Here is a 24,594-nt window from a genome sequence, read left to right as displayed (position 1 = left end):
GCAAAATATGAAAAAACACATAATAGGTGCTGCAATCGCTCTCGCAATGAGTGGACAGGCTTTGGCACAGGACGCGCCAACTTGCGATGACCTGGTATGGTCCGCGCAAGTTCTATCAGCTAATCCGGATATTGCTTTGTCCTGTCAGGGCGTTTACGCCCGTAACGATGAGCTTTATGCCAAGGTCACCATTGAGTTGACTCGAGTACGGGGTAACCGACTGACTTTCCGACCCCAGCATACCGACGGATCTCAAGGTGCGCAGCGCAGCATCACCGTGGACAACAGCTGGCGTGCAAACATAGAAGGTCGAACCTATCGCGCGGGCGAGCTTCTGCCCGGACAGGAATTGAATGTTTACATTCCTGAAGACCGCTTCGCTCTCGCCGTTGACGATGGTGCTTTTGATGGTGATGAAGAGCTAATCAGCATAGAAGAAGCAACTGTAGTTGCCATGCCCAAGACCGCTTCGCCACTTTACGCGGCGCTAGGCGCAGGTATTGCGTTTCTGGGTCTGGGCTTTGCGATGACTGCGCAGCGTCGTTTGCGACGCGCAAAAGCTTGAACTAGGATAAACCGCTGGCCGTCCGCCAGTTGATGACCGCCTTGCCCCTAGGGTTCCCTTTGTGGTCACCGCAGGGCGGTCACCCGTTTCAAAAAAGAGCAGAGTAATGTTTGAGCGCAAAAGTAATAAACCGCAGTCGCCGGACCACAGTCCCGCTGCCACCACCACGTCGGAGCAACCCGCCGTAACCAAACCAACTACACCGGCTAAACGCCCACAGGGAGTAACTGCAGTGATCGGATCCAAGGTTAAAGTCAACGGCGACATCATGAGCAGCGAAGATCTGCTGGTGGAGGGCGAAGTAACTGGCACTATTACCCTGTCAGATAATGAATTAGTTGTCGGCACATCTGGTCGTGTACAGGCCAACATCAGCGCAAAGACTGTACGCATTGAGGGCGAAGTGAAAGGTGATATCGACGGCAGTGAGCGCGTTGTGATTTGTGCATCAGGTAATGTACAAGGCAATGTGAGCTCTCCTCGAGTAATGCTCGAAGACGGCGGACGCTTTAAAGGCAGCATCGATATGGGAGGCAGCAAGCCAGCTGCCGCAGCGAAACCCGCGCCCAGCCCTGCATCCGAGGTTCACAGTATCGACAAAGCAGGATAATCGAACCCGGTGGTCGGTCTATCCGGAAAGAAGTCCGATCGCAACGATCCACCGGCGACAATCACAAGTCGATTGCTGCCGGTGATGCTCGACGAAAAACGTCTTGCCTCCCTCGGAACACTAAATATCCTCGACTTCGGTCGCGCCAATAGCGGCAGCCTGGAATTCTTTAACCAGTTCTCCTGCCGTCTGTGTGTATTGGACGCGGCAGACAGCCTGCTGGAGTGGTCTGCCGGCCTCGAAGAGCGGATGGAAGATCCTCCATCAAATCAACAAATGCAGCTAGAGCTCAGTGGCATACTGTCTTCCATGGGCGCATATCGCTATGACCTGGTGTTTTTCTGGGACACACTCAATCATCTTCACGAGCATGCGCTTACGGCATTTTCCGCATTCCTGCGACGCTACCTCACCCCCGACTGTCGCGGCCACGGCTTCATGCTGCACAAGCGCGGCACTGAGCAGCTACTCAGGCACATGGGGATGGCCGGAGACAATCTCATCGCCGTACATAATCAAACGGCTGCCAAGCTTTATCCACACAACCGTAAAATAGTGAACAATGCCCTGGGTAGTGAACTGCGCATCGATCAAGGTGTACTCCATGGCGATGGCCGTCTTGAGTTTCTTTTAGTCAGCGATACTATCTAAGAAGGAAAGAACCCCCGTGCGTGCTCGCATACCCCTACTCTCAGCTTTGTTAGTCGTCGCGTTATTGAGCGCGTGCTCCAGCGGTGAATCCAATGTTGAACGGGGTAACCGTGAAGGTGTTTTGCATTTTGGTAATGGCAGTGAGCCCCAGGGTATTGATCCTCATGTGGCTACCGGTGTTCCTGAAAACCATTTGATCAGGGCTTTGTTTGAGGGCCTTGCCGTAAAGAATCCTTATACGCTCGAACCCGAACCCGGTGTGGCAGAGAGCTGGGAATTCAGTGACGACGGTCGAGTCATCACTTTTCACATCAACCCTGAAGCACGATGGTCGAATGGCGATCCTGTGACTGCCGATGACTATGTATGGAGTTGGATGCGAGCGCTGCATCCCGATATGGGCAATCTCTACGCTTACATGCTATTCCCCGTCAAAAATGCAGAGGCTTTCCTTAACCGCCAAATTGATGACTTTGGAGAGGTGGGGGTAAAAGCACCGGACCCGCAGACCTTAGTGGTCACCCTCACTGACCCTACGCCGTACTTTCTTCAACTCATGGATCACTACAGCACCTTTGCTGTACATCGTCCGACCATTGAGAAATTCGGACGTTTTACCGATCGTTTCACGAAGTGGACGCGCGTCGAAAATATCGTCAGTAATGGTGCTTTTGTACTTGACGAGTGGAAACTCAATCGGCGTATCGGCATGCGAAAGAGCGACACCTACTGGGATCGCGATCATGTGCGCCTTAACAGAGTGATTTTTTATCCGACGGAAAACACCGTGTCCGAAGAGCGGGGCTTCAGGGCAGGCCAGCTCCACCACACCGATGTGATCCCCATGGACAAGATCCCCGCTTACCAAGCAATGGAGAACTCTCCCTATCGGCAAGAGCCCTATCTTGGAACCTACTTTTATTTGGTCAATACGCTACGCCCACCGATGAACGATGCGCGAGTGCGTAAAGCGATGGCTATGGCCGTCGATCGGGACACACTGATGCGTACCGTTATGCAGGGATCTGCCGTCTCCGCTTACAGCATCACTCCGCCGGGAACCTTAGGCTATCAACCACCGAAAACCTTTAGCTACGACTTGGATGGGGCAAGAACACTCCTAGCCGCAGCGGGATACCCCAACGGCGAAAACTGGCCAGGTGTAGAAATCGTCTACAACACCTCGGAAGCGCACAGAAAAATTGCCGTAGCACTTCAGCAGATGTGGAAGGATGCCCTGAACATCGAAGTTACGATATCAAATCAGGAATGGAAGGTTTACCTAGACTCTGTAAGCAACATGAATTTTGATCTCGCCCGCCGGGGCTGGATTGGAGATTACGTGGATCCCAATAACTTCCTCGATCTGTATCTCGCTAGTGGTGGCAATAACAACACCGGTTATGCAGATCCACGCTACGATAAATTGATTCAGGAGACTGCTCCGCAGGCCAAGACACGAGAAGATCGCTACGCCGCTTTTTATAAGGCCGAGCAAATGCTTATGGAGCAGATGCCGATCATTCCCATCTATACCTATACGAGCAAGCACCTGACCCAGCACAGCGTTTGTGGCATGCCCTCCAATCTAATGGACTCCCCTAATTTGAAGTACGTTTGGCTAGACCCTAATCGCGTAAATTCTTCAGAGCCATGCACGCGATGAGGCTATGCGCACCGTTCTCCGGCGCGCTACTGGTGGCGTTAGTTATGACCGGCGTTACGGGATGCTCTCCGGGAGAGTCCCGCGTCGTGGAAGGCAATCGGGACGGCATTCTATATCTGGGAAACGGCACTGAACCCCAAACCATTGATCCTCATGTGCTTTCTGGGTCGCCCGAGGCGAACGTGGCAGACGCTTTGTTTGAGCCGCTGGTCATTCGCAATCCCTACGATGAATCGATTTCCCCTGGAGTTGCCCAAAGCTGGGAGTTCAGCGATGACGCTCTGTTTATCGACTTCCACCTCAACCCGGAAGCACGGTGGTCAAACGGCGAACCGATCACGGCGGAAGACTTTTACTGGTCTTGGGAGCGAGCCCTTAACCCACTTCTTGGCAACCAGCTGGCCAATATATTCTTTGTTATCCGCAATGCGGAAGCCTACCATCTTGGAGAGATTAATGACTTCAATGAGGTCGGTGTAGACGTCATCGACGCGCACACACTGCGGGTTGAACTCGCCTACCCCAACCCCTTTGCCATCATAAACTTCACTTACGTGTACATGGCGCCTTTGCATCGAGCGACCCTCGAAAAGCACGGAGGGACGCGGGTCCGTTACTCAGATTGGACTCGCCCCGAGAACATTGTCGGCAATGGGCCGTTTCGACTTACTAACTGGAAGCTGCAGCGATACCTTCGCGTAGAACGCAACCCTTACTATTGGGACGCCGCAGCCGTTGGACTGAACGGCATCGTCTTCCGCCCTATTGAAGGCGCGGCAACTGAAGAAAAAATGTTTCGTAGTGGTCAGCTTCATGCCACGAGCATGGTTCCCAACAGCAAGACGCCCGGCTATCGCAATCAGCCGAACTCACCGCTGGTTCAAATGCCGCAAATGGCGAGCTACTTTTATGTATTCAATATGAAAGTGCCTCCAATGGATGATCGTCGAGTACGTCGTGCACTTGTGCTGGCCGTTGATAGGCAAACGCTCGCTACAAACGTTTTAAACGACACCGCCATCGCCTGGGGTGGTTATGTGCCCTTTGGGATGCCCAACTATACCCCTCCTGATCCTCTCGGCTTTGATCCCGACGAAGCGCGACGCTTACTGAGCGAGGCTGGCTATCCGGATGGAGAAGGTTTTCCAGAAATTTCGTTGCTCTATAACACCAGCGAGGATCACCGAACGATTGCGGTAGCAGTGCAACAGATGTGGAAGAAGCACCTGAACATCGACATCACACTGGAGAACCAGGAATGGCAGGTGTTCCTAACCGCTGTTCGCGAGGGTAACTTTGAGATTGCGCGAAGAGGCTGGAACGGTGATGTGACACCTAACAGCTTCCTGGATTACATGATTAGTGATTCGCCCATCAACAACACAGGCTTCGCGAACAGCGTTTACGATGACCTTGTGATCAATCAAGCCAGAAGCACCGGCGACCAGTCAGAAATCATGGCTATTTACAGCGAAGCCGAAGAAATACTTCTCGAGGAAGCACCACTGCTTCCCGTCGCAACCTACACCGAAAAGCGCCTGTTACAACCCAGCGTCAAGGGCATGCATGGTCGTGTAGTAACTGGTTACATTTACAAATACGTGGAGCTCGATTCCGACGCTACCGCGTGGACATGGCAATCTCCGGAAACCTAATTTATGTGGCGATTCATCAGCGTTCGATTACTGCAGGCCATTCCGGTCTTGCTGGCCGTTATTACCGTGACGTTTTTTCTGGTGAGAGTTGCGCCAGGCGGGCCTTTTGATAGTGAAAAAGCAGTTATCCCAGAAGTAAAAGCCGCGTTAGAAAAACAGTACCGACTGGACCTGCCACTGTTTCAACAGTACACCGCATACTTGGGCGACCTAGCCTCGGGAGAATTTGGACCCTCTTTTAAGTATCCGGGGCGCAGCGTCAATGAACTCATTGGCGCAGGATTACCCGTCACGGCGGAGCTCGGCTTCTATGCACTTTTGGTTGCAGTGTTAATCGGGGGCCTTGCTGGCGTCATCGCATCACTAAGACCCAATACGCCCCAAGACTATATCCCTATGAGTTTAGCGATGATCGGGATTTGTATGCCGTCCTTTCTTTTGGGTCCCTTGTTAGTGCTGTTGTTTGGCATAGAGCTGGAGTGGTTACCGGTCTCAGGGTGGGGCGATATACCCGGAGATAAAATTCTTCCCAGTATCACCCTAGGCGCGGGCTATGCCGCATACATCGCCCGTCTCTCGCGCGCTGGCATGCTCGAGGTCCTCTCACAGGACTATATCCGTACCGCCCGTGCCAAAGGCTTACCGGAATGGCAGGTCGTCACCAAACACGCATTGCGCGGCGGACTCATGCCCGTGGTCACCTTCCTGGGGCCCGCTTTTGCGGGACTACTCGCTGGGTCCTTCGTTGTAGAGACCATTTTCCAGATACCTGGCCTTGGTAGGTTCTATGTGCAAGCCGCGTTTAACCGTGACTACACCATGATTCTAGGAACCACAGTGTTCCTTTCAACGCTTATCGTGCTCTTCAACCTGCTGTCAGACATCGTCGCAGCCTGGATGAATCCAAGACTTCGTCACCAGCTTGGGGGCGCATCATGAATACCAGTGTACTAACAGATATCGCCAGTGCAGAGGAAGGTACTTCGCTGTGGAAAGACGCCTGGCTACGTCTGCGCAAAAACCGCCTCGCCATTGTGGGTCTTTGCGTACTTCTGGTGTGCATCGTGCTCGCATTGCTGACTCCGCTTATCGCACCCTATGCATACGATGCTCAGGATCTTGATCTAGGCGCGACGCCACCCTCAGCTGCGCACTGGTTGGGCACGGACATTTTCGGCCGCGACATGCTTACCCAGATTCTTTACGGGGGACGCATATCGCTAGCAGTAGGCTTCATTGCTACCTCTGTCGCTTTGCTTATAGGCATTACCTGGGGGGCTATCGCTGGTTATGTCGGTGGCCGAGTCGATGCGGTGATGATGCGCCTCGTGGATATTCTCTATGCCTTGCCTTTCATGATTTTCATCATCCTTTTAATGGTGGTCTTCGGGCGCAACCTGTTGCTGCTATTTTTGGCGATCGGGGCGGTGGAATGGCTAACTATGGCGAGGATCATGCGGGGCCAAGTGCAGTCGCTACGACAGCAAGAATTTGTGGAGGCCGCCATATCTTTGGGCTTGTCTCCAGGCACCATCATCCGTCGGCATTTGATCCCCAACGCTCTGGGTCCCATCATCGTCTACACAACGCTGACAATTCCCAGCGTAATGCTTCTTGAGGCCTTCCTCAGCTTTCTTGGCTTAGGCGTGCAGCCTCCCCAGACATCCTGGGGACTGCTCATATCCTATGGAGCCGAAACCATGGAGGAATATCCCTGGCTACTGATTTTTCCAGGGCTTGCTCTTACGATCACACTCTTTTCGCTGAACTTTCTGGGCGACGGTTTGCGCGATGCGCTGGACGTTCGTGGATCAAAGGACTAATCGCTATGGCCTTACTTGAAGTCAAGAATTTAGCGGTGAGTTTTGTAACCCGCAATGGCGTTAACAAAGCAGTTGACGATATCTCCTTCAGCGTTGAGTCAGGAAAGATCACTGCCATCATCGGCGAGTCCGGGTCCGGTAAGTCAGTGGCCTGCTACAGCATGCTCGGGCTCATCCCAATGCCGCCTGGACGCATTGATGGAGGGCAGGCGCTGTTCGACGGCAAGGATTTGCTCCAGTGCTCAGAGCGGCAACTGCGCAAAACCCGTGGCCGTGATATCGCAATGATCTTTCAGGACCCCATGACCTGCCTGAACCCCTATATGACCATCGGTAAGCAGATGGTTGAGCCCATCGTTTATCACAAGGGAATAAGTAAGCTGGAGGCGCGCGCACGAGCCATCGAACTTTTGGGCGAGGTGGGTATACGTAATCCAGAAAGCACGGTGGATTCCTTCCCCCATGAATTTTCCGGAGGCATGCGTCAGCGCGTAATGATTGCCATGGCGCTGATTAACGAACCCAAGCTACTAATTGCTGACGAACCGACAACGGCGCTCGATGTCACGATTCAGGCGCAGATTCTTGAGCTCATTGCTGAACTTCAACGCAAGAGAGACATTGGCGTAATTTTTATCAGCCACGATCTGGCAGTGGTGGCTGACATCGCTGATGAAATTTGCGTGATGCAGCAAGGAAAAATTGTCGAGGCCGGCAATCGCGAGGCAATTTTCACCAATGCTGAGCACCCCTACACCCAGAAACTGCTATCAGCGATTCCTGCGGGGACAAAGGTAGCGCAGTCGCAGGATTGTGAGCCTCTCATAAGTGTTCGCAATCTAAAGACATGGTTTGAAGTCGCCAAGGGAGAAACGGTAAAAGCCGTTGATGACGTCAGCTTTGATATTCACAAGGGCGAAATACTAGGTTTGGTCGGAGAGTCGGGATCAGGGAAATCAACCATTGGTCGCTCGCTGCTACGTCTGGTACCCGTAAGCGGCGGAGAGGTAACGTTCGATGGCACCGACGTTACCGAACTGGGTGGGCCTGCACTCAAAACCATGCGTCGACGCATGCAGATGATTTTTCAGGACCCCTTTGCCTCGCTAAATCCGCGCATGACAGTCTTTGATACCCTCGCTGAACCCCTGCTGCTTCACGGCATCGAAGACCGGCGCAGCGTTGCCGATGGTGTTCTCAAGCTTATGGATGATGTGGGGCTCGCTCGCGCGTTTGTGCGCAAATATCCCCATGAATTCTCCGGAGGACAGCGCCAACGTATCGCCATTGGTAGAGCACTAGCGACGAGGCCGGAGTTTGTTGTCGCAGACGAGCCAGTGTCTGCGCTCGATGTCACTATTCAGGCACAGATACTGGATCTGATGCTGGATCTGGGAAAGGAATATGGTCTTACCATGCTATTCGTGTCCCACGATCTGGCCGTAGTGAAACACTTGGCCGATCGCATCATCGTTCTCTATCAGGGAAAGATCGTCGAAGAAGGTACAGGGGAATCACTCTTCAATGACCCACAAGAGGCCTACACACAACAACTTTTGAGGGCGATTCCCGGGAGAGCTCTCCTCTAGTATCCGCAATAGCTACTGCCTGCTACTGAATCCCGGAATAAGGATTCGGCCCTCCGGCATCTATCCATGCATCCAGTTCCGTCGCCAATACAGAGAGAGGGACCGAACGCAGTCCCAGGATCTTGTCGTGGAAGTAGCGCTGATCGAATTCCGCGCCCAGAGCGGCTTCTGCCTGGGCACGCTTTTCCCGAATCAGCATCTCTCCCAGCTTGTAAGCGAGAGCCTGTCCGGGCCAAGAAATGTAACGGTCGATCTCGGTGGTGATTTCGTGTTCTGACATGGCGGCATTGTCACGCAGGTAGGCGATCGCCTGATCTCGACTCCAACCGTACTGATGTAAACCCGTATCGATCACCAAGCGGCAGGCACGCCACATTTCGTAGGTTAGCTGTCCAAAGCGCTCGTAAGGTGTGCGATAGATACCAATCTCTCCCCCCAACCATTCGGTGTAGAGACCCCAGCCCTCTCCGTAACCCGAAAAGTAATTCTGTGCTCGAAAGTCGGGAATTTCTCCCGGTGCTTCGAGAGCGATAGCCGCCTGCAATGCATGCCCCGGTGCACATTCGTGGAGTGTCAGAGCGGGTAGCGTATAGAGAGGGCGCGCAGCCAGATTATAGGTATTCATGAGGCAGGCATTCAGGCCACCGCGGCCACCCGTGTATATGGGTGCGATAGCGGGAGGCACAGGATTAATCGCAAAACGCCTGCGAGGCAAAAATCCCAAGACTTCCGAGAGCTTTCCGTCCATCCGTTTTGCAACGTAAGCCGAATAGCCCATGAGTTCATCGGGTGTCTTGGCATAGAACTGCGGATCTGTGCGAAGAAACTCAAAGAACTCGGCCATATCGCCGTCATAATCTAGCTCTGCAAGTATCAGCTCCATCTCGGCGCGGAGCCGCTCGACTTCACGAAGTCCGGTGTTATGAATTTCTTCTGCCGTTAGATCCAAGGTCGTAAATCCATGAATCTGTGACTGGTAAAAAGCCTCACCATCAGGGAGATCCCGTGCCGCAAGGCTCTCTCGCGCATTGGGAAGATAGTCTTCTCGCATAAACTTCAGCAACGCGGTATAGGCCGGCACAACCTGCGTGGCGATAACTTCTCGTGCCTCGGCTTGCAGACGTTCACCCTGATTCTCATCCATCATGGCGGGAAACATCTCCAAGGGGATCCAAAACGGATTATCACTACCGGGCAACAGATAGGCTTCTATGGACTGTTCCCGCCCTTTCATACTTACTGCAGGCACGGTGTAGCCTCGTGCCATACCAGCTCGCATGTTGGCGCTGTGCTGCGCAAAGAACCTTGGTAAGTCCCGAAGCCGGCCAAGATACCGTCGATAGCTATCTACATCTGAAAAACCACTGTTTTGAGGATGTAGTCCACTCCAAAAAAAGCTATCCGAGTTGAGAGGCGCCTCGTAGGTGCGATAGCGCGCGTCATTCGCAAGGGTTTCTACTATCTGACGAAAAACCTCGGCGTTAATCGCTGCTTCAGCGCTAAGCTCATCGAGTTCAATAGCATCCAGCTCGGTTAGCGTCTTCTCCCAATAAGCCAGACGACGCTGCTGAGCTGCATGACTGACATCCGGCAAGCTCGCCTTTTTGACCCAATTGCCGTTGCTGTCGCGCTCTTTGCCAAACTCGTTTTGCCGCCACTGCCACTCACGCTCATAGAGCGAAGACAGTTGACTGTCGGCGCTCTCCCCTGAGGAAGAAACCTGGGTAGTGCTAGCGGCGCACGCGGTTATTAGCAGGAAGACAAAGAACGCAACGATTGCTTTCATCTGGATGCTTACTCGTTGATAGATTCGATTATCACAATACGACAGCGCCTTGCGCTTCTCAATTACCATCGGCTTCGGTTTACACTTAGGTCTCCGTCAGGAGAAAACCTAATGAACAATGACGAACAGATAGCCTACTGGAATGGTGATGCAGGAAGGAAGTGGGCCCAACGCGACGCAATGATGTCGCGGATGCTCGCTCCCGTAGCAGAAGCGTTGATTGAACACGCGCAACTGGACACAGCCAAGGCAGTACTGGATGTTGGTTGTGGCGGTGGAAGCGAGACGCTTATGCTCGCCAAACGCTTAGGACCAGAAGCCTGTGTACTCGGTGTGGATGTTTCTGCCCCGCTCCTTGAAGTTGCAAGGACCGAACTCGCCAGCATGGGAGATGCCGGAAAGAGCGTCGGCTTTGTCCAAGCAGATGCGTCCAGCCATGACTTCGGCGAACAGCAGTTCGACTTATTGTTTTCCCGCTTTGGCGTTATGTTTTTCGATGATGCCACTGCTGCGTTTGCGCACCTGCGAACTGCCATGCAACCCGCGGGGCGGCTGGCCTTTGCCTGCTGGCAGTCGCTGACAAACAATCCTTGGACGGCGCTGCCGCTCAAAGCTGCCTTATCGGTATTACCCCCTCCTCCAGCGCCAAAGCCGCGCAGCCCAGGGCCCTTTGCATTTGCCGAGCCCGAATACATCGAATCCCTCCTCGGCGATGCAGGCTGGAGCGATGTTGTAGTAACACCCCACGCGATCAGCATGGATTGGGAAGGTAATGGTGGTTTCAACGCCACCGCAAGAGAGCTAGTCAATACTGGACCCGTGGGGCGTTTGCTAATTGATGTTGACGAGAAGACCCGCGAGGCCGTGCATACCGCTGCCGCCGAGACACTGGCCCCCTACTATCAGAACGAACAGCTGTCTTTACCGGGTGCCGTATGGCTGGTAACAGCGGCAAACTCCTAAGCTAAGAAACCAAGTCACAAGGTAAAGAACCCTATGCCAACAATTGGAACACCCTTCACTGCGTCGGCCACGCGAGCACTTCTGTGCGGTGCGGGGGAGCTCGGTAAAGAAGTGGCCATCGAACTCCAGCGACTGGGTATCGAGGTGATTGCCTGTGATCGCTATGCCGATGCACCGGCTATGCAGGTTGCTGATCGCAGCTACGTGTTTCCGATGCTCGACGGCGAACGTTTGCGAGCGGTTATCGAGATGGAAAGACCTGCCTTTATCGTGCCGGAAATCGAGGCTATTGATACGAGTACGCTGGTTGAGCTTGAAAACGAGGGCTTCAATGTTGTCCCCTCCGCACGAGCAGCGCAGCTGACTATGAACCGTGAGGGTATACGTCGACTCGTGGCGGAGTCTTTGGATATACGCACCTCACCCTACCGCTTTGCCGACACACCCGCTGCCTTTGCAAAAGCTATTGACGAAATCGGAATGCCCTGCGTTGTGAAACCGATCATGAGTTCCTCCGGTAAAGGGCAAAGCGTGGTTCGAGGCGTCCAAGACATTCAGAAATCCTGGGAAATTGGTCAGGAAGGCGGACGTGCAGGTGCGGGCCGCCTCATTGTGGAAGGCTTTGTAGATTTTGATTACGAAATCACTTTGCTCACTGTACAGCACATTTCCGGTGTCAGCTTTTGTGCTCCCATCGGGCATCGTCAGGAAGATGGAGACTATCGAGAATCCTGGCAGCCACATCCGATGGATCCCGACGTCCTCAAAGAATGCGAAGACATCGCTGCACGGGTAACCGCAGCGCTCGGTGGCAACGGCCTATTCGGCGTTGAATTTTTCATTAGCGGAAAAGATGTTTACTTCAGTGAAGTTTCCCCCAGGCCGCACGACACTGGCATGGTCACACTCATCTCACAGGACCTGTCAGAGTTTGCACTACATGTTCGAGCCTTTTTAGGCCTGCCAATCCCCGGGATACAACTCCACGGACCCTCGGCATCGGCGGTGATCTTGCCCGAGGGCGACTCAGAAAACATCCAGTACGGCAATCTCGCCAGCGCTCTTAGCCAGGTTGACACGGACTTACGGCTATTCGGAAAACCCACAATTGCAGGGCGTCGGCGCATGGGTGTTGCCCTTGCACGCGGGACCGACATCGACAATGCCCGGGTCAAAGCGCGTACAGCCGCCGCCGCAGTAAACGTGCGTCTCTGAAAATCCCTAGACAGCTACTCTTGAAAATTCTTTAACCGTCCCCACATCTAAGACACGGGTGCTCAATTGGGAGGCCCGATTCACAATATTGCTTCTTATGGAGAATATGATTATGCGTAACACAATTGATTTTTCCCCTCTTTACCACTCAGCGATTGGCTTTGATCGCATGGCGTCCCTTCTGGACACAGTAGCGCGCGACAGCAAACCGAGCTACCCGCCCTACAACATTGAGCAGGTCGAAGAGAACCAATATCGAATCACCATGGCCGTCGCCGGTTTTACCGAAGGCGAACTGGAGATTACCAGCGAGCAAAACAGCCTTGTGATCAGCGGACGCCATCAGGGTGACGGCGAAAGCCGGAACTACCTGCACCGCGGCATTGCGAACCGGGATTTCGAGCGAAAGTTTCAGCTTGCCGAGCATGTGAAGGTCGTCTCTGCAAAACTGGAGAACGGACTGCTGCACGTTGCCCTGGAGCGCGAAGTTCCAGAGGCGATGAAACCTCGGAAAATCGCTATCGAAGGATTGGGTAAGAGCGAACTGCTGGAGCAGAACGCCGCCTAATTTCTAACCTTAATACTTGGGAGTGCATCAGCGCTTCCATTCCCCTAGTTAAAAGCCGGGCCTTGCAGCCCGGCTTTTAACTATGTGCCAAGCACAACCGCGGCCTCGGACACACTAACTAGGCCGCAAACACCAGTTTTCGCAACATTGTATTTTTTTTGAAAAGCTACTAGCTTCCATAGATAGACGCTCATAACAGCCGCGTTATCTGACCCGCAAAAAGAGTCATTGACTGCGCAGAGAGAGCGATCAGACTTACGAGGGGCACTGTTATGACCTCCGAAAACATCAGTAAATGGTCGCGCAAAGCCACGGAACTACCGGTGCTTCCGGTAGTGGTAACGACACTGATGAGCCTGGACATCGACAATGATGACGCGTTCACTGAACTTTTAAGCTTGGCAAAGGTAGACCCCGGGCTCGCCCTCGAGGTCTTGCGTACGCTTCGTGTCAAAAGCGACAGCTCGGTCGCTATCACTTCACTCGAAAAAGCTCTCAATCGTATCGGTACGGTGTCTTTGAAGGCGATGGTAACGAATCGATCTTCTGTGCAGGTTTTTGTACCCACTTCCCACTCAGACATTTGCATGTGGCTGCATTTCATTCAGGTTGCGATCGCCAGTGCGCAGCTCGCCCAGTCCTTTCGGCCATTGAATGTCGACCGAAACAACGCCTATTTAGCTGGATTACTGCACGACGTAGGGCGACTAGTGGACTTTGAGCGACTCTCAAAATCCCCGTCAGAGGTAGACATGGTTGGCTACGAGGACCCTGCAGAACTTCTTATGGCAGAAGCTGAAGCCTTTGGGCACGATCACGTACAGCTCGGCTCTATCGCAGGACATGCGTGGTCTCTCCCAGACTATGTGATTGGTGCGATAGAGCATCACCACTCCGACTTGCACACAGTGTCGATTAAGGAAGACAAGCTAAAAATAGTTGAGATTGTGAAGTTCGCCGACGAAATATCAATGTATGCAATGCGTCGGGGCACAAGTGACCAACAGGCTTTTAGGCGACTGTGTCGGTCCTTTTTCGAAAAACGAAGTGTGTTTCTACACAAGCTCTCTCCTTCCCAAGAACCACTCGACAGAATCCTGGCTACGATGATCGAGTCTGCCGAACATGAGTTTGCACGTTTAAAGCTGGGAAAAGCCCCTACAAACTGTAAAAACCATGCGTAACAGTTGTGACAGTCCCAGCTAATAGCCTCTGAATTTGTAATTAAGACCCGTTATTCCGCACCGGCCTGATCGGCTATAGTGAGCGCGTGGGTTCGAAATAGCCCGAACCTGTGCTCCGTCCAATAACAAAACGTTCGCCGGGGAATACAACATGGAATTGTCCGAACTGCATCGCCTAGCTCAGGGAATCATAGAAGGCGGCGCACTGCTCCTTGCTTTCCTTGTAGTCATCGCCGCACTCACTGTTCTCGTCATGTATCTAGTCGACATTACGCAGACGGAACAAACCATCCGTCGAAACTATCCCGTCGTCGGTCGTTTTCGCTATTTCTTCGAACACCTTGGCGAGTTTTTTCGCCAATACTTTTTTGCACTCGATCGAGAAGAGCTCCCCTTCAACCGAGCCGAGCGCAGTTGGGTCTATCGCGCGGCCAAGCAGGTAGACTCCATGGTGGCCTTTGGCTCCACCCGCCCTCTTACGCAGGAAGGTGATGTCATTTTTCTGAATAGCGCTTTTCCCACCCTTGAAGAGGACACGGTGGAGCCGCGGCCGGTCACCGTCGGCGCAGACTACTGTCAAAAGCCCTACACCACCTCTTCGATTCTCAACATATCTGGAATGAGCTACGGCGCTATTTCCCGTCCAGCGGTTACGGCGCTGGCGGAAGGTGCTGGAGAGGCGGGTATCTGGATGAACACCGGTGAGGGAGGTTTGTCTCCTTACCATCTGGAAGGCGGTTGCGACATTGTCTTTCAGATCGGAACTGCCAAGTATGGCGTTAGAGATGCCAGCGGCAAGCTAGACGACGATAAGCTTCGCGAAGTTGCCGCCCACGAACAGGTGCGCATGTTCGAGATTAAAATGAGCCAGGGAGCCAAGCCCGGCAAGGGCGGGATTCTTCCGGGCGGCAAAGTCACAAAAGAGATCGCAAAGATCCGAGGCATCGAGAGGCACACGGATTCTATCAGCCCCAATGGACATGTGGATGTGAGATCGGTGGACGATCTCTTGAACATGATCGAGCGCGTACGAGGCGTGACGGGTAAACCAACGGGCTTCAAGATGGTCGTCGGACAGTTAGGCTTCTTTGAAGACCTTTTCGCGACGATTCATCGAAGGGGCATCGGCTCCGCGCCAGACTTCATTACTATCGACAGCGCCGACGGTGGAACCGGCGCTGCGCCCGAAGAGCTCATCGACTATGTGGGTATGCCGCTCACAGAGTCTCTCCCCATCGTTGTCGACCTGCTGCAGCAGTACGGTTTGCGCGATCGCATCAAAGTCATTGCATCGGGCAAGATGATTAATCCCGGGAAAGTCGCCTGGGCCTTAGCCTGCGGTGCTGATTTTTGCACCTCAGCTCGGGGGTTTATGTTTGCACTAGGTTGTATTCAAGCTCTGCAATGCAATAAGAACACCTGCCCTACGGGCATTACAACGCACGACAAAGAATTACAGCGGGGCTTAGTTCCGGAGGAAAAACGCAAACGCGTTGCAGCCTATGCGAAAGCCGTAGCTCGAGGGGTCGGCGTCATCGCTCACTCCTGCGGGGCACCGGAGCCAAGGGGGCTGGAGCGACAACATATGCGGATCATCGAGGCGGGTGGCTCTTCTCACAATATGCTCGACCGATTTCCGGTTCAATCCGTACGCAGTGAGTACGAGATCATCGGCACGTCTAATTCATGATCGCAGTTATTGTCGAGCAAATCCTCGCGCTGGTAGGGTTTACCCTCATTGCGGGCTTGGTACAGCGAACTACCAAACTGGATCTTCCGCTAGCTTGTGTACTCGTGGGATTTGCTGCAGGACAGCTTATAAGCTTTATTGGCTTTGACACCGGAATACGCGCCAGCAACCTGCAGGACATTGTCTTCTATGTGATCCTTCCGGTGCTCGTCTTCGAAGCGGCCTGGCACCTGGATGCAAAGCTTTTACGGCGCTGGTTGTGGCCCGTGCTACTCCTCGCCACCCTCGGCATGCTCATCAGCAGCATCGTTGCGGCGGGACTGTCTTTCCTAGGCATTAATCATCCCAGCGGTTTCCCCTGGGTCGCCGCTCTGCTAACCGGCGCCATCCTCGCCGCAACGGACCCTGTCTCTGTCATTGATCAACTCAAAGCTGCCCGCGCACCCGAAGATTTGGCGACGCTCTTCGAAGGTGAAAGTCTGTTTAATGATGCGACCGCAGTTGTCTTGTTTTCACTAGTACTGACGATGGCGCTAACGCCGGAGGTCATGCATGGCAACGGCGTCAGTCTCTTTACAGCGGTGTTTCTTGGTGGAGCCTGTCTGGGTCTTGTTACCGGGCTCCTCGCCAGCATCTTATTACTGCTACTTGGACGCCCATCCAGTACCACGATAGTGCTGTTGTTCACCGCGTTTGGCAGCTTCTTTCTCGCAGAACACTTTTTTCATGTCTCGGGAATCATGGCAGTCATGGTTGCAGCTCTGATTGCGCGCAGCTTTCTCAAAGAGGTCGAGAACACCGTGGCCAGCGGACTGGCACATACCTGGGCGTGGTCTGGCGAGCTTCTCAATAGCATTCTCTTCGTGATTATGGGCCTTGTAATTACCTTGGGCATGTTCGAATCGCACTGGCTGGCAATGCTAATCGCCATTGGAGCCGCCCTCATCGCCCGACTTTGTGCTGTCGCAGCCTGTGGCGTCATTACCGGGTTTACGGGGCGACGGATTCCAAGGCCTTGGCAGTTCGTCATGGTGTGGGGCGGGCAAAGGGGCGTGATTGCGCTAGCTTTGGCACTGTCCTTACCGACCGAACTGGATTATTGGTACACCATCCAGTGCATGGTGTTTGGCGTGGTGTTGTTTAGCTTACTAGTCCAGGGAACAACTACCGCCGCATTGATCAGGCGTTGGGCTCCGGAGCGGCGACTTCGCGCTCGCGAGGACTAGTCACAGAGCTACAGGCGCCTGGTGGCCTCGTCACGAATTCGCGTCACCATCGCCTGAAGCCCATTACCGCGGGTCGGAGACAAGTGTCGCATCAGACCTAACTCTTCAAAGTAGGTACTGATATCAAAGGCAAGAACTTCGGAGGCGGTCTTGTTATTGAACGCGGCAAGTACAACGGCAAGTAGCCCCTTCACAATGAACGCATCGCTGTCGACGGTTAGTTGGAGTCGGCCTTCACTCTCGGCGACATCAATCCACACCTGACTTTGGCAACCGCGAACCAGACGGTCGTCGCTGCGAAGCTCTATTGGCATCTCCGGCAGCTCTCTGCCCAAATCGATAATGTAGCGATAACGGTCCTCCCAGCTGTCAAAGAAACCGAGATTCTCGATGACATCGTCGACGGAGATCGATACGCCAAAAGGATTCTGTGAAGTCGTCATACGTTGCTTAGTAAAACATGCCTGTTTCGAGCTGCGCTTCTTCAGACATCATGTCGCGGCTCCAGGGTGGATCAAATATAAGTTCGACATCCACATCGTCTACAAAAGGCACCATGCGCAGGCGATGCTCTACATCCCCCACCAACACTGGCCCCATTCCGCAGCCCGGCGCTGTAAGTGTCATGGCTACCGCAATACGGCGGCTACCCTGATCAATCTTTACGCTGTAGATAAGGCCGAGATTAACAAGATCTACAGGGATTTCCGGATCGAAAACTGTGTGTAAAGCCTCCCAGACCTGCGCCTCACTAATCTTTCCATCACCGGGAGGCTCAAAGCTTAGGGACAATCCCTCAAGTCCCAAGGCGTCAGCATCCGTGCCATCGATGCGCACCATATTACCGTTGTGCACGATGGTGTAATTGCCACCCAGAGACTGTGTAAGGGTTACAAAGCTATCTGCAGGAACCGTAACCGGGTCGCCAACGGGTACCAAACGCCCCTGAACCTCACGACGCACCGTCAGTAATGTTCTCTCTTGGGAAGACATGCCTAGCCTACGCTGAAACTTTCACCGCAGCCGCACTCTGCAACCACGTTAGGATTATTAAACTTGAGCACCTTGTTGATTCCTTCGCGACTGAGATCCACTTCGGTGCCGCGGAGAAACTCCAGAGCATCCTCCGCCACAAAAACCGTCACGCCGTTATTGAGCGCCAACTGCGCATCGCTAGACTCTCCGCCATCGACTTCTTCCATAACGTACTTGAAACCGGTGCAGCCGCTTTCTTGCACGCTGATACGCACCGCCGACTTACCCGCGGACGAAAGGCTACTACGGAAATGCTCAGACGCGGCGTCAGTAAAGCGCAGCGGACCTTCTACTTCAAATGTCTCAACAGTCATAGTCTGTTATCTCCTATTCGCTCGATCCAAAACGGTGGGGCCGACAAAGCCTTATTAGCGAGGACCAAAAAGGGACTGCGCTTTCTTCAGTCCCGCGATCAATTTATCTACGTCATCCAGCGTGTTGTACATCGAAAAAGATGCGCGAACGGTGCCAGGCAGCTCAAAATGTGACATTAACGGCTGGGTGCAGTGGTGCCCCGTGCGTACCGCAATGCCCTGCTCATCCAGCAACATACCCACATCAGAAGGGTGACATCCCTCCATAACAAAGCTGAATATGCCGGCGCTTTGCTTCGGAGCACCAATGCGGTGTACTCCAGGGATCTCTGACGCCGCCTCGAGGGTCGCCGCCAGTAAGGCACTCTCATGTGCAGCTGCCGCGCTACGATCAATGAGTGACAAATAGTCGATAGCTGCGCCTAAGCCCACGGCTCCTGCAATGTTTGGGGTTCCCGCCTCAAATTTAAAGGGAAGGGTGTTGAAGCTTGTCCCCTCAAAGCTGACCGTTTCGATCATTTCGCCACCACCCAAAAATGGCGGCATAGCCTCCAGAAGATCCTCGCGGCCCCAAAGCACGCCAACCCCCGTTGGCGCAAAAAGCTTGTGCCCCGAGAAGCAATAGAAGTCACAGCCCAAGGCCTGCACATCGACGTCCCAATGACCCACCGCCTGCGCACCATCTACCAAGCTAAGGGCACCCACCGCGCGAGCCTTGGCGCAGATCTCTTCTACCGGGTTCACTGTGCCAATAGCATTTGACACATGATTAACCGCTACCAACTTCACCCGCTCATCCAGTAAACCGTCTAAAGCATTCAGGTCGATCTCAGCGTTGCTGGTAACCGGGATAGGCACAACCTCAGCGCCCACGCGCTCTGCAGCAAGCTGCCAGGGCACGATATCGGAATGGTGCTCCAGCCAGGACACAAGAATGCGATCTCCGGCTTTCAGATTGTTCACGCCCCAGCTATAGGCAACCAGATTAATAGCCTCGGTAGTACCGCGCGTCCAGATAATCTGACGACTCGAAGGACTGTTTAAAAAGCTCGAGACTCTCTCGCGGGCGTCCTCGAAGTGACGCGTTGCACGATCCGACAGCGTGTGCACGCCTCGGTGGACATTGGCGTTATCGTGCCGGTAGTAGTTGGCAATGGCGTCGATAACCGCATTGGGTTTTTGCGTGGTCGCGGCATTGTCCAGATACACCAGGGGCTGCCCGTTAATCATCTCCCCAAAGATGGGGAAATCGGCGCGTACCATCGCAGCGTCAAAACCGGGGGCTGTCACGGCTTTCAAGGTGCTCACAATAAATGCCTCGATAACTCTGAGTTACGCGCAAAGCGTGACGCCAGCAGCGGCCTCAGATAACTCTGCAACGATTCCAGATCCAGCCCTTCAATAAGTTCATTGATAAACCCAAAGCTCAGCATGACCTCCGCCTCGTCCTGCGACACACCCCGAGTTCGAAGATAGTGCATAGCCGACTCATCAAGCTGCGCAACCGTAGTGCCGTGGGCACACTGCACATCGTCGGCGTAAATCTCCAGCTCCGGCTTACTGTTTATCGTTGCCTCGGCGCTGGTAAGAAGATTCCGGTTTGATAACTCTGCCCGGGTCTTTTGAGCATCGGGGTGAATGTGGATACGCCCGTTGAATACTGCCGTCGCGCGATCCGCAATAATCCCTCGAAACACCTCATCGGAACTGCAGTGCGGCACGGCATGTTCAATGATGCTGTGATAATCGATGTGCTCATCACCTCGGGGTAGATAAACTCCGTTGAGAGAGGCGTAGGCTCCCGGCCCTGCATGATTCACGATGAGATCAAAACGCTTAAGAACGCTACCCAAAGCCAGATGAAAGCTGTCCAGCTGGGCATCGCGGTCCAGCCGCGCATGTACACCGCCAATATGAATCGCGTTTCCAGATTCTTCATGGATGCGATAGTGGTTAAGCTTTGCATTGGCTGCGACGAAAAGTTCTGTGAGTCCGTTGCAAAAACTGTCTTGCGCACCGTCCAACGAAGCAAAGTGCTCGACAATTGTTGCCTTGGATCCGGACTGGGCTACAACCAGTAAACGCTGGTTGATTGCCGTCGGCGCATCCGTTGCACTTACCAACCACAAAAACTCTACGGGAGCGCTAGTGGAGGTATTGGCCGAGAATTCGACATACACGCCGTCTCGAAGGGTTGCAGTGTTCAGAGCTGCAAAGAGGTGATCCTCAACGCTAAGACAGCCGTTAAGATGCTCGGCAATGTTCGTTGCCTGCGCTTCGCTGGCGTCCTCAAATCGACAAACCGATACGCCTTCGGCATTTTCGATATTGGATAGCTCCGCTTGATAAACACCGTCCACAAACACCAAACGACTTCCACCGAATCCTGCAGCGAGCTGCTCTGGCAGAACTTCGAGAGTCGCACCGGCGTCGGCTAGTTGGTAGTCATCCCGAAGGACAGATAAACCGGTGTACTTCCAGTTCTCCGTCCGCCGAGTTGGCATAGTAGCGCCTTCCCAGAACGACAGACCTCGCGCCTGCACGGACTGAAGCCAGTGCGGTACTCGCCGGCCAGCTTCGGCCAGGGGTTGCTGCATAAAGCTGGACATCAGGCGACCTCATCCTCAAGCCAGGCATAGCCTTTATCTTCAAGATGCAGTGCCAGCTCTTTGTCTCCAGAGCGAACAATACGTCCTTCGGCTAGTACATGAACACGATCAGGTTCGACAAAATCCAGCAAGCGCTGGTAGTGGGTTACCAGTACGAAAGCACGATCTTCGCTGCGCATAGCGTTTACACCCTGAGCAACGACCTGCAGGGCATCGATATCAAGACCACTATCCGTCTCGTCCAATAAGCATAAGCTCGGCTCGAGTAACATCATCTGAATAAGTTCGTTACGCTTTTTCTCGCCACCAGAAAAACCTTCATTAACACCGCGCTTCAAAAAATCGGCGGGAAGGTTTGCAGCCTTGCTTGCTTCTCGAGCGCGCTTCATAAAACTCACAGCATCCAGCGCTTCCAGACCGCGGTGCTCGCGCACAGCGTCTACCGAGGCCTTAAGGAACTCCATATTGCTAACGCCGGGAATCTCTACCGGATATTGAAACGCCAAAAACAGACCAGAACGGGACCGTTCTTCGGTGTCCATCTCCAGCAGATTCTCGCCATTGAAGGTGATGCTGCCCTCCGTGACTTCGTAGCCAGGACGCCCCGCCAGCACATGCCCCAGAGTGCTCTTACCAGACCCGTTGGGGCCCATGATGGCGTGCACCTCTCCTGCTGCCACCTCAAGACTCAGGCCACGAAGAATCTCCTTGCCTTCGACTCGCGCGTGCAGATTGTCGATCTTTAACATTGCTCTACTACTCCTAAAACGACGCTCAAGGGCATCGTGTTATCCGACCGAGCCTTCCAGGCTCACTTCCAACAGCTTTCCGGCTTCAACGGCAAACTCCATGGGAAGCTCCCGGAATACTTCTTTACAGAAACCATTCACAATCATAGACACGGCTTTCTCCGCATCCAGACCGCGCTGCTGGCATAAATACATTTGATCATCACTCACCTTCGAGGTAGTCGCTTCGTGCTCCACCACCGCGCTGGGGTTCCTGCTTTCGATGTAGGGGAAGGTGTGCGCAGCGCAGCGATCGCCAATGAGCAAAGAATCGCACTGCGTGTAGTTGCGAGCTCCCTCCGCTCGCGGACTCATGCGCACAAGACCTCTGTAGGCGTTGGAGCTTTTTCCTGCGGAAATACCCTTGGAAATAATGGTTGAGCGCGTGTTCTTTCCCAGATGAATCATCTTGGTGCCAGTATCGGCCTGCTGCATGTTGTTAGTCAGCGCAACGGAATAGAACTCGCCGACGCTGTTATCACCTCGGAGAATGCAGGACGGATACTTCCAGGTCACCGCTGATCCGGTCTCCACCTGCGTCCAGGAAATCTTACTATTGGTATGCGCAACGCCACGCTTGGTCACGAAGTTGTAGATGCCGCCTTTTCCTTCGGCATCGCCCGGATACCAGTTCTGAACCGTGGAGTACTTGATCTCTGCATCGTCCAAAGCAACCAGTTCGACCACCGCTGCATGCAACTGGTTTTCATCACGCATCGGCGCCGTGCAGCCTTCGAGATAACTCACGTGACTGGCCTCGTCAGCAATAATCAGAGTTCGCTCAAACTGCCCGGTTTTTGCCTCGTTAATGCGAAAGTAGGTAGACAGTTCCATGGGACAACGTACGCCCTTGGGGATGTACACGAAGGATCCATCACTAAAGACAGCACTGTTCAGAGCCGCGTAAAAATTGTCGCGGCGCGGAACTACGCTGCCCAGGTACTTACGGACAAGCTCTGGATATTCATGCACGGCTTCGGAGATTGGGCAGAAGATCACGCCGGCCTCCGCGAGCTTGCTGCGAAAGGTTGTAGCAACAGACACAGAATCAAACACTGCATCCACAGCGACGCCGGCGAGCATTTCCTGCTCATGGAGAGGAATGCCAAGCTTGTTGTAAATCTCCAAAAGCTCCGGATCTACTTCGTCGAGACTCTGGGGGCCATCCTCCATGCTCTTGGGTGCGGAGTAGTAAGAAAGCGCGTTGAAGTCGACTCGTGGGTAATGGACGTGAGCCCACTCGGGCGTCTCCATCTTTAGCCAATCACGGTAGGCTTCAAGGCGCCACTCCAACAACCACTCAGGCTCGCCCTTCTTGTTAGAGATAAACCGTATTACGTCTTCATCAAGACCCGGGGCGAGCGTATCGGACTCGATATCGCTTACAAAACCTGCCGAGTACTCTTTATCAATGCGGCTGTCGATTACTTCCTGAGACATGCTTTGTTCCCTTCTACTCTTAGGTCTACTTCAGGCGGTTCGAACAAGAATGCCCGCGAGTTGATCCTCGGCTTGGTTCCGCAGCACCTGCTTATCAGATATGTCCCGAATTTCGCGCCGAGCAACGAGATCCGCCAAACTGATGTCGGAGAGAAACTCCTTAATACGATCGGAGAGGTCCATCCAAAGGTGGTGTGTTAGACAGGTATCACCTTCCTGACAATCGCCCTTACCACCGCAACGAGTCGCGTCGGTGTCCTCGTTGACCGCCGATATCACTTCGGCGACGCTGATTTTTTGAGCGTCGCGCTTAAGGCGATATCCACCCCCGGGTCCGCGCACACTGCGCACGAGATCCTGACGACGAAGGTGAGCAAATAACTGCTCCAGATAGGAGAGGGAAATGCCCTGACGCTCGGAAATTGCAGCAAGGCGAATGGGTCCCCGCGCCTCGTTTAAGGCGAGGTCCAACATGGCAGTAACAGCATATCGTCCTTTTGTAGTGAGGCGCATATCTAGAATCCCGGAGGCTCGGCGAGGGTCGCGAAGTGTTTCATTCCCTACTATTTTAGTCAAGTATAAGACCCTTTGCATTGCTGGGTTTTTAAGAGCCTTCCTTGGTCTATACTTCGCCCTCGTTGTTGTTAAGGGGCTGCCAAATATGAGTGCAGGCAACGACGCAGCTAATAACGCAAATAAGCAGTTGCGCCGCATACTTATCATTGCCTACGGAAGAGACGCCGATGCTGACTCTCGCGTTGCGTCATTAATTCTGGAGAGGCTTCGAGAACGTTCCATCGCAGATAGCTGGTGGCTCACGCTCATAGAAGATGCCGCGCTTCGTTTGGAACATGCCTTGGACTTGCGGCCGAATGACCTAGCGGTGTTTATCGACACGCATCTCCACGGAAAAGCGCCTTTCGAGTTTATGGAAATTCCAAGTGATCAAGAGGCACCCATACTACCGGTGGCCGACACCGTCATCCCGGGAGATCTCCTCCACGCGCTAGCCACCATCGGTCGCCAGGGAACTTTGCCGCCGAGTTTTCGACTGACCTTGCCGCTACCCTCTGATGAATCAACGGAAGATATAACACCCAGTGTCGATGCAAGCATCACCGCTGCGGTGGACTTCCTCGAGGGGCTTTTAGGCAATACCAGTAATGAGCACTGGCGCTCCGAGACCAATGACTAGCGTCTAAGCGAGAACATTTGGC

The 24,594-nt window shown here is 53.7% G+C and carries 24 protein-coding genes; 15 read left to right on the top strand and 9 right to left on the bottom strand.

All coding sequences use genetic code 11. The features are described from left to right. The first annotated feature begins 7 nt into the window (after positions 1-7). From R0137_RS04465 to R0137_RS04430, 8 genes are all read left to right on the top strand, one after another. A complete protein-coding gene (locus R0137_RS04465; RefSeq protein WP_407328874.1) occupies positions 8-565 on the top strand; it encodes a hypothetical protein in 558 nt (185 codons plus the stop codon). A gap of 106 nt (positions 566-671) precedes the next feature. After that, positions 672-1,175: a polymer-forming cytoskeletal protein gene (locus R0137_RS04460; protein ID WP_407328873.1), complete on the top strand. Its 504-nt coding sequence runs from the start codon at positions 672-674 to the stop codon at positions 1,173-1,175. Between the two features lie 9 nt (positions 1,176-1,184). Then, positions 1,185-1,826, top strand: coding sequence for a hypothetical protein (locus tag R0137_RS04455; RefSeq protein ID WP_407328871.1), 642 nt, complete (start codon positions 1,185-1,187; stop codon positions 1,824-1,826). Positions 1,827-1,842: 16 nt separating this feature from the next. Beyond that, on the top strand, positions 1,843-3,492 hold the full coding sequence (locus R0137_RS04450) for a peptide ABC transporter substrate-binding protein (protein WP_407328869.1): 1,650 nt from the start codon (positions 1,843-1,845) through the stop codon (positions 3,490-3,492). A 44-nt stretch (positions 3,493-3,536) separates the two neighbouring features. Then, positions 3,537-5,147, top strand: a complete 1,611-nt coding sequence (locus R0137_RS04445; RefSeq protein ID WP_407328867.1) for a peptide ABC transporter substrate-binding protein — start codon at positions 3,537-3,539, stop codon at positions 5,145-5,147. Positions 5,148-5,150: 3 nt separating this feature from the next. Beyond that, complete coding sequence (locus R0137_RS04440; RefSeq protein ID WP_407328865.1) at positions 5,151-6,086, top strand: ABC transporter permease; 936 nt, start codon at positions 5,151-5,153, stop codon at positions 6,084-6,086. Further along, positions 6,083-6,970: an ABC transporter permease gene (locus tag R0137_RS04435; RefSeq protein ID WP_407328863.1), complete on the top strand. Its 888-nt coding sequence runs from the start codon at positions 6,083-6,085 to the stop codon at positions 6,968-6,970. The genes R0137_RS04440 and R0137_RS04435 overlap by 4 nt, the downstream gene beginning before the upstream one ends. A 5-nt stretch (positions 6,971-6,975) precedes the next feature. After that, positions 6,976-8,559 carry an ABC transporter ATP-binding protein gene (locus R0137_RS04430; protein ID WP_407328861.1) on the top strand — a complete coding sequence of 528 codons (1,584 nt, stop codon included), beginning with the start codon at positions 6,976-6,978 and terminating at the stop codon, positions 8,557-8,559. Positions 8,560-8,581: 22 nt separating this feature from the next. On the opposite strand, the gene R0137_RS04425 is transcribed toward R0137_RS04430, so the two are convergent. Further along, on the bottom strand, positions 8,582-10,345 hold the full coding sequence (locus R0137_RS04425; protein ID WP_407328859.1) for a DUF885 domain-containing protein: 1,764 nt from the start codon (positions 10,343-10,345) through the stop codon (positions 8,582-8,584). A 111-nt stretch (positions 10,346-10,456) separates the two neighbouring features. On the opposite strand from R0137_RS04425, the gene R0137_RS04420 reads away from it, so the two are divergent. From R0137_RS04420 to R0137_RS04395, 6 genes are all read left to right on the top strand, one after another. Beyond that, a complete protein-coding gene (locus tag R0137_RS04420) occupies positions 10,457-11,308 on the top strand; it encodes a class I SAM-dependent methyltransferase (RefSeq protein WP_407328857.1) in 852 nt (283 codons plus the stop codon). Positions 11,309-11,341: 33 nt separating this feature from the next. Then, complete coding sequence (purT, locus tag R0137_RS04415) at positions 11,342-12,523, top strand: formate-dependent phosphoribosylglycinamide formyltransferase (protein WP_407328855.1); 1,182 nt, start codon at positions 11,342-11,344, stop codon at positions 12,521-12,523. Between the two features lie 112 nt (positions 12,524-12,635). Next, positions 12,636-13,091 carry an Hsp20 family protein gene (locus R0137_RS04410; RefSeq protein ID WP_407328853.1) on the top strand — a complete coding sequence of 152 codons (456 nt, stop codon included), beginning with the start codon at positions 12,636-12,638 and terminating at the stop codon, positions 13,089-13,091. Positions 13,092-13,363: 272 nt separating this feature from the next. Continuing rightward, positions 13,364-14,275, top strand: coding sequence for an HDOD domain-containing protein (locus R0137_RS04405; RefSeq protein ID WP_407328852.1), 912 nt, complete (start codon positions 13,364-13,366; stop codon positions 14,273-14,275). 151 nt (positions 14,276-14,426) lie between these two features. Next, positions 14,427-15,965 (top strand): FMN-binding glutamate synthase family protein, encoded by a 1,539-nt coding sequence (locus R0137_RS04400; protein ID WP_407328850.1) that lies wholly within the window; start codon positions 14,427-14,429, stop codon positions 15,963-15,965. Then, complete coding sequence (locus R0137_RS04395; RefSeq protein ID WP_407328848.1) at positions 15,962-17,191, top strand: cation:proton antiporter; 1,230 nt, start codon at positions 15,962-15,964, stop codon at positions 17,189-17,191. Before R0137_RS04400 ends, R0137_RS04395 begins: the two co-directional genes overlap by 4 nt. A gap of 8 nt (positions 17,192-17,199) precedes the next feature. On the opposite strand, the gene R0137_RS04390 is transcribed toward R0137_RS04395, so the two are convergent. The 8 genes from R0137_RS04390 to iscR are packed head-to-tail and all read right to left on the bottom strand — an operon-like array spanning position 17,200 to position 23,890. Then, positions 17,200-17,634 carry a SufE family protein gene (locus R0137_RS04390; protein ID WP_407328846.1) on the bottom strand — a complete coding sequence of 145 codons (435 nt, stop codon included), beginning with the start codon at positions 17,632-17,634 and terminating at the stop codon, positions 17,200-17,202. Between the two features lie 7 nt (positions 17,635-17,641). Next, positions 17,642-18,184 carry a putative Fe-S cluster assembly protein SufT gene (gene sufT / locus R0137_RS04385; RefSeq protein WP_407328845.1) on the bottom strand — a complete coding sequence of 181 codons (543 nt, stop codon included), beginning with the start codon at positions 18,182-18,184 and terminating at the stop codon, positions 17,642-17,644. 2 nt (positions 18,185-18,186) lie between these two features. Beyond that, positions 18,187-18,540, bottom strand: coding sequence for a HesB/IscA family protein (locus R0137_RS04380; protein ID WP_407328843.1), 354 nt, complete (start codon positions 18,538-18,540; stop codon positions 18,187-18,189). Between the two features lie 54 nt (positions 18,541-18,594). Continuing rightward, positions 18,595-19,803, bottom strand: coding sequence for an aminotransferase class V-fold PLP-dependent enzyme (locus R0137_RS04375; RefSeq protein ID WP_407329968.1), 1,209 nt, complete (start codon positions 19,801-19,803; stop codon positions 18,595-18,597). Positions 19,804-19,844: 41 nt separating this feature from the next. Further along, positions 19,845-21,149, bottom strand: a complete 1,305-nt coding sequence (sufD, locus tag R0137_RS04370) for a Fe-S cluster assembly protein SufD (protein WP_407328841.1) — start codon at positions 21,147-21,149, stop codon at positions 19,845-19,847. Beyond that, positions 21,149-21,898 carry a Fe-S cluster assembly ATPase SufC gene (gene sufC / locus R0137_RS04365; RefSeq protein WP_407328839.1) on the bottom strand — a complete coding sequence of 250 codons (750 nt, stop codon included), beginning with the start codon at positions 21,896-21,898 and terminating at the stop codon, positions 21,149-21,151. The genes sufD and sufC overlap by 1 nt, the downstream gene beginning before the upstream one ends. 39 nt (positions 21,899-21,937) lie before the next feature. Next, positions 21,938-23,377 (bottom strand): Fe-S cluster assembly protein SufB, encoded by a 1,440-nt coding sequence (gene sufB / locus R0137_RS04360; protein ID WP_407328838.1) that lies wholly within the window; start codon positions 23,375-23,377, stop codon positions 21,938-21,940. Between the two features lie 30 nt (positions 23,378-23,407). Continuing rightward, on the bottom strand, positions 23,408-23,890 hold the full coding sequence (gene iscR / locus R0137_RS04355) for a Fe-S cluster assembly transcriptional regulator IscR (RefSeq protein ID WP_407329967.1): 483 nt from the start codon (positions 23,888-23,890) through the stop codon (positions 23,408-23,410). Between the two features lie 148 nt (positions 23,891-24,038). On the opposite strand from iscR, the gene R0137_RS04350 reads away from it, so the two are divergent. Continuing rightward, a complete protein-coding gene (locus R0137_RS04350; protein ID WP_407328836.1) occupies positions 24,039-24,572 on the top strand; it encodes a homospermidine synthase in 534 nt (177 codons plus the stop codon). The last annotated feature ends 22 nt before the right edge of the window (positions 24,573-24,594 follow it).

Origin of the sequence: Congregibacter brevis, assembly GCF_045689245.1 — a bacterium.
In the GTDB taxonomy this organism is placed as follows: Bacteria; Pseudomonadota; Gammaproteobacteria; order Pseudomonadales; family Halieaceae; genus Congregibacter; species Congregibacter brevis.
This window is presented reverse-complemented; position numbering and strand designations above follow the sequence as displayed.

Bases quoted from the DNA above. Each gene is read 5' to 3' on its own strand.
- sufT (WP_407328845.1), bottom strand. From the start codon at position 18,184: ATGTCTTCCCAAGAGAGAACATTACTGACGGTGCGTCGTGAGGTTCAG.
- purT (WP_407328855.1), top strand. From the start codon at position 11,342: ATGCCAACAATTGGAACACCCTTCACTGCGTCGGCCACGCGAGCACTT.
- R0137_RS04410 (WP_407328853.1), top strand. From the start codon at position 12,636: ATGCGTAACACAATTGATTTTTCCCCTCTTTACCACTCAGCGATTGGC.
- R0137_RS04445 (WP_407328867.1), top strand. From the start codon at position 3,537: ATGACCGGCGTTACGGGATGCTCTCCGGGAGAGTCCCGCGTCGTGGAA.
- R0137_RS04435 (WP_407328863.1), top strand. From the start codon at position 6,083: ATGAATACCAGTGTACTAACAGATATCGCCAGTGCAGAGGAAGGTACT.
- R0137_RS04400 (WP_407328850.1), top strand. From the start codon at position 14,427: ATGGAATTGTCCGAACTGCATCGCCTAGCTCAGGGAATCATAGAAGGC.
- R0137_RS04465 (WP_407328874.1), top strand. From the start codon at position 8: ATGAAAAAACACATAATAGGTGCTGCAATCGCTCTCGCAATGAGTGGA.
- R0137_RS04405 (WP_407328852.1), top strand. From the start codon at position 13,364: ATGACCTCCGAAAACATCAGTAAATGGTCGCGCAAAGCCACGGAACTA.
- R0137_RS04375 (WP_407329968.1), bottom strand. From the start codon at position 19,803: ATGGTACGCGCCGATTTCCCCATCTTTGGGGAGATGATTAACGGGCAG.
- R0137_RS04430 (WP_407328861.1), top strand. From the start codon at position 6,976: ATGGCCTTACTTGAAGTCAAGAATTTAGCGGTGAGTTTTGTAACCCGC.
- sufC (WP_407328839.1), bottom strand. From the start codon at position 21,898: ATGTTAAAGATCGACAATCTGCACGCGCGAGTCGAAGGCAAGGAGATT.
- R0137_RS04380 (WP_407328843.1), bottom strand. From the start codon at position 18,540: ATGACTGTTGAGACATTTGAAGTAGAAGGTCCGCTGCGCTTTACTGAC.
- R0137_RS04440 (WP_407328865.1), top strand. From the start codon at position 5,151: ATGTGGCGATTCATCAGCGTTCGATTACTGCAGGCCATTCCGGTCTTG.
- R0137_RS04420 (WP_407328857.1), top strand. From the start codon at position 10,457: ATGAACAATGACGAACAGATAGCCTACTGGAATGGTGATGCAGGAAGG.
- R0137_RS04425 (WP_407328859.1), bottom strand. From the start codon at position 10,345: ATGAAAGCAATCGTTGCGTTCTTTGTCTTCCTGCTAATAACCGCGTGC.
- R0137_RS04460 (WP_407328873.1), top strand. From the start codon at position 672: ATGTTTGAGCGCAAAAGTAATAAACCGCAGTCGCCGGACCACAGTCCC.
- sufD (WP_407328841.1), bottom strand. From the start codon at position 21,149: ATGTCCAGCTTTATGCAGCAACCCCTGGCCGAAGCTGGCCGGCGAGTA.
- R0137_RS04390 (WP_407328846.1), bottom strand. From the start codon at position 17,634: ATGACGACTTCACAGAATCCTTTTGGCGTATCGATCTCCGTCGACGAT.
- R0137_RS04395 (WP_407328848.1), top strand. From the start codon at position 15,962: ATGATCGCAGTTATTGTCGAGCAAATCCTCGCGCTGGTAGGGTTTACC.
- iscR (WP_407329967.1), bottom strand. From the start codon at position 23,890: ATGCGCCTCACTACAAAAGGACGATATGCTGTTACTGCCATGTTGGAC.
- R0137_RS04350 (WP_407328836.1), top strand. From the start codon at position 24,039: ATGAGTGCAGGCAACGACGCAGCTAATAACGCAAATAAGCAGTTGCGC.
- sufB (WP_407328838.1), bottom strand. From the start codon at position 23,377: ATGTCTCAGGAAGTAATCGACAGCCGCATTGATAAAGAGTACTCGGCA.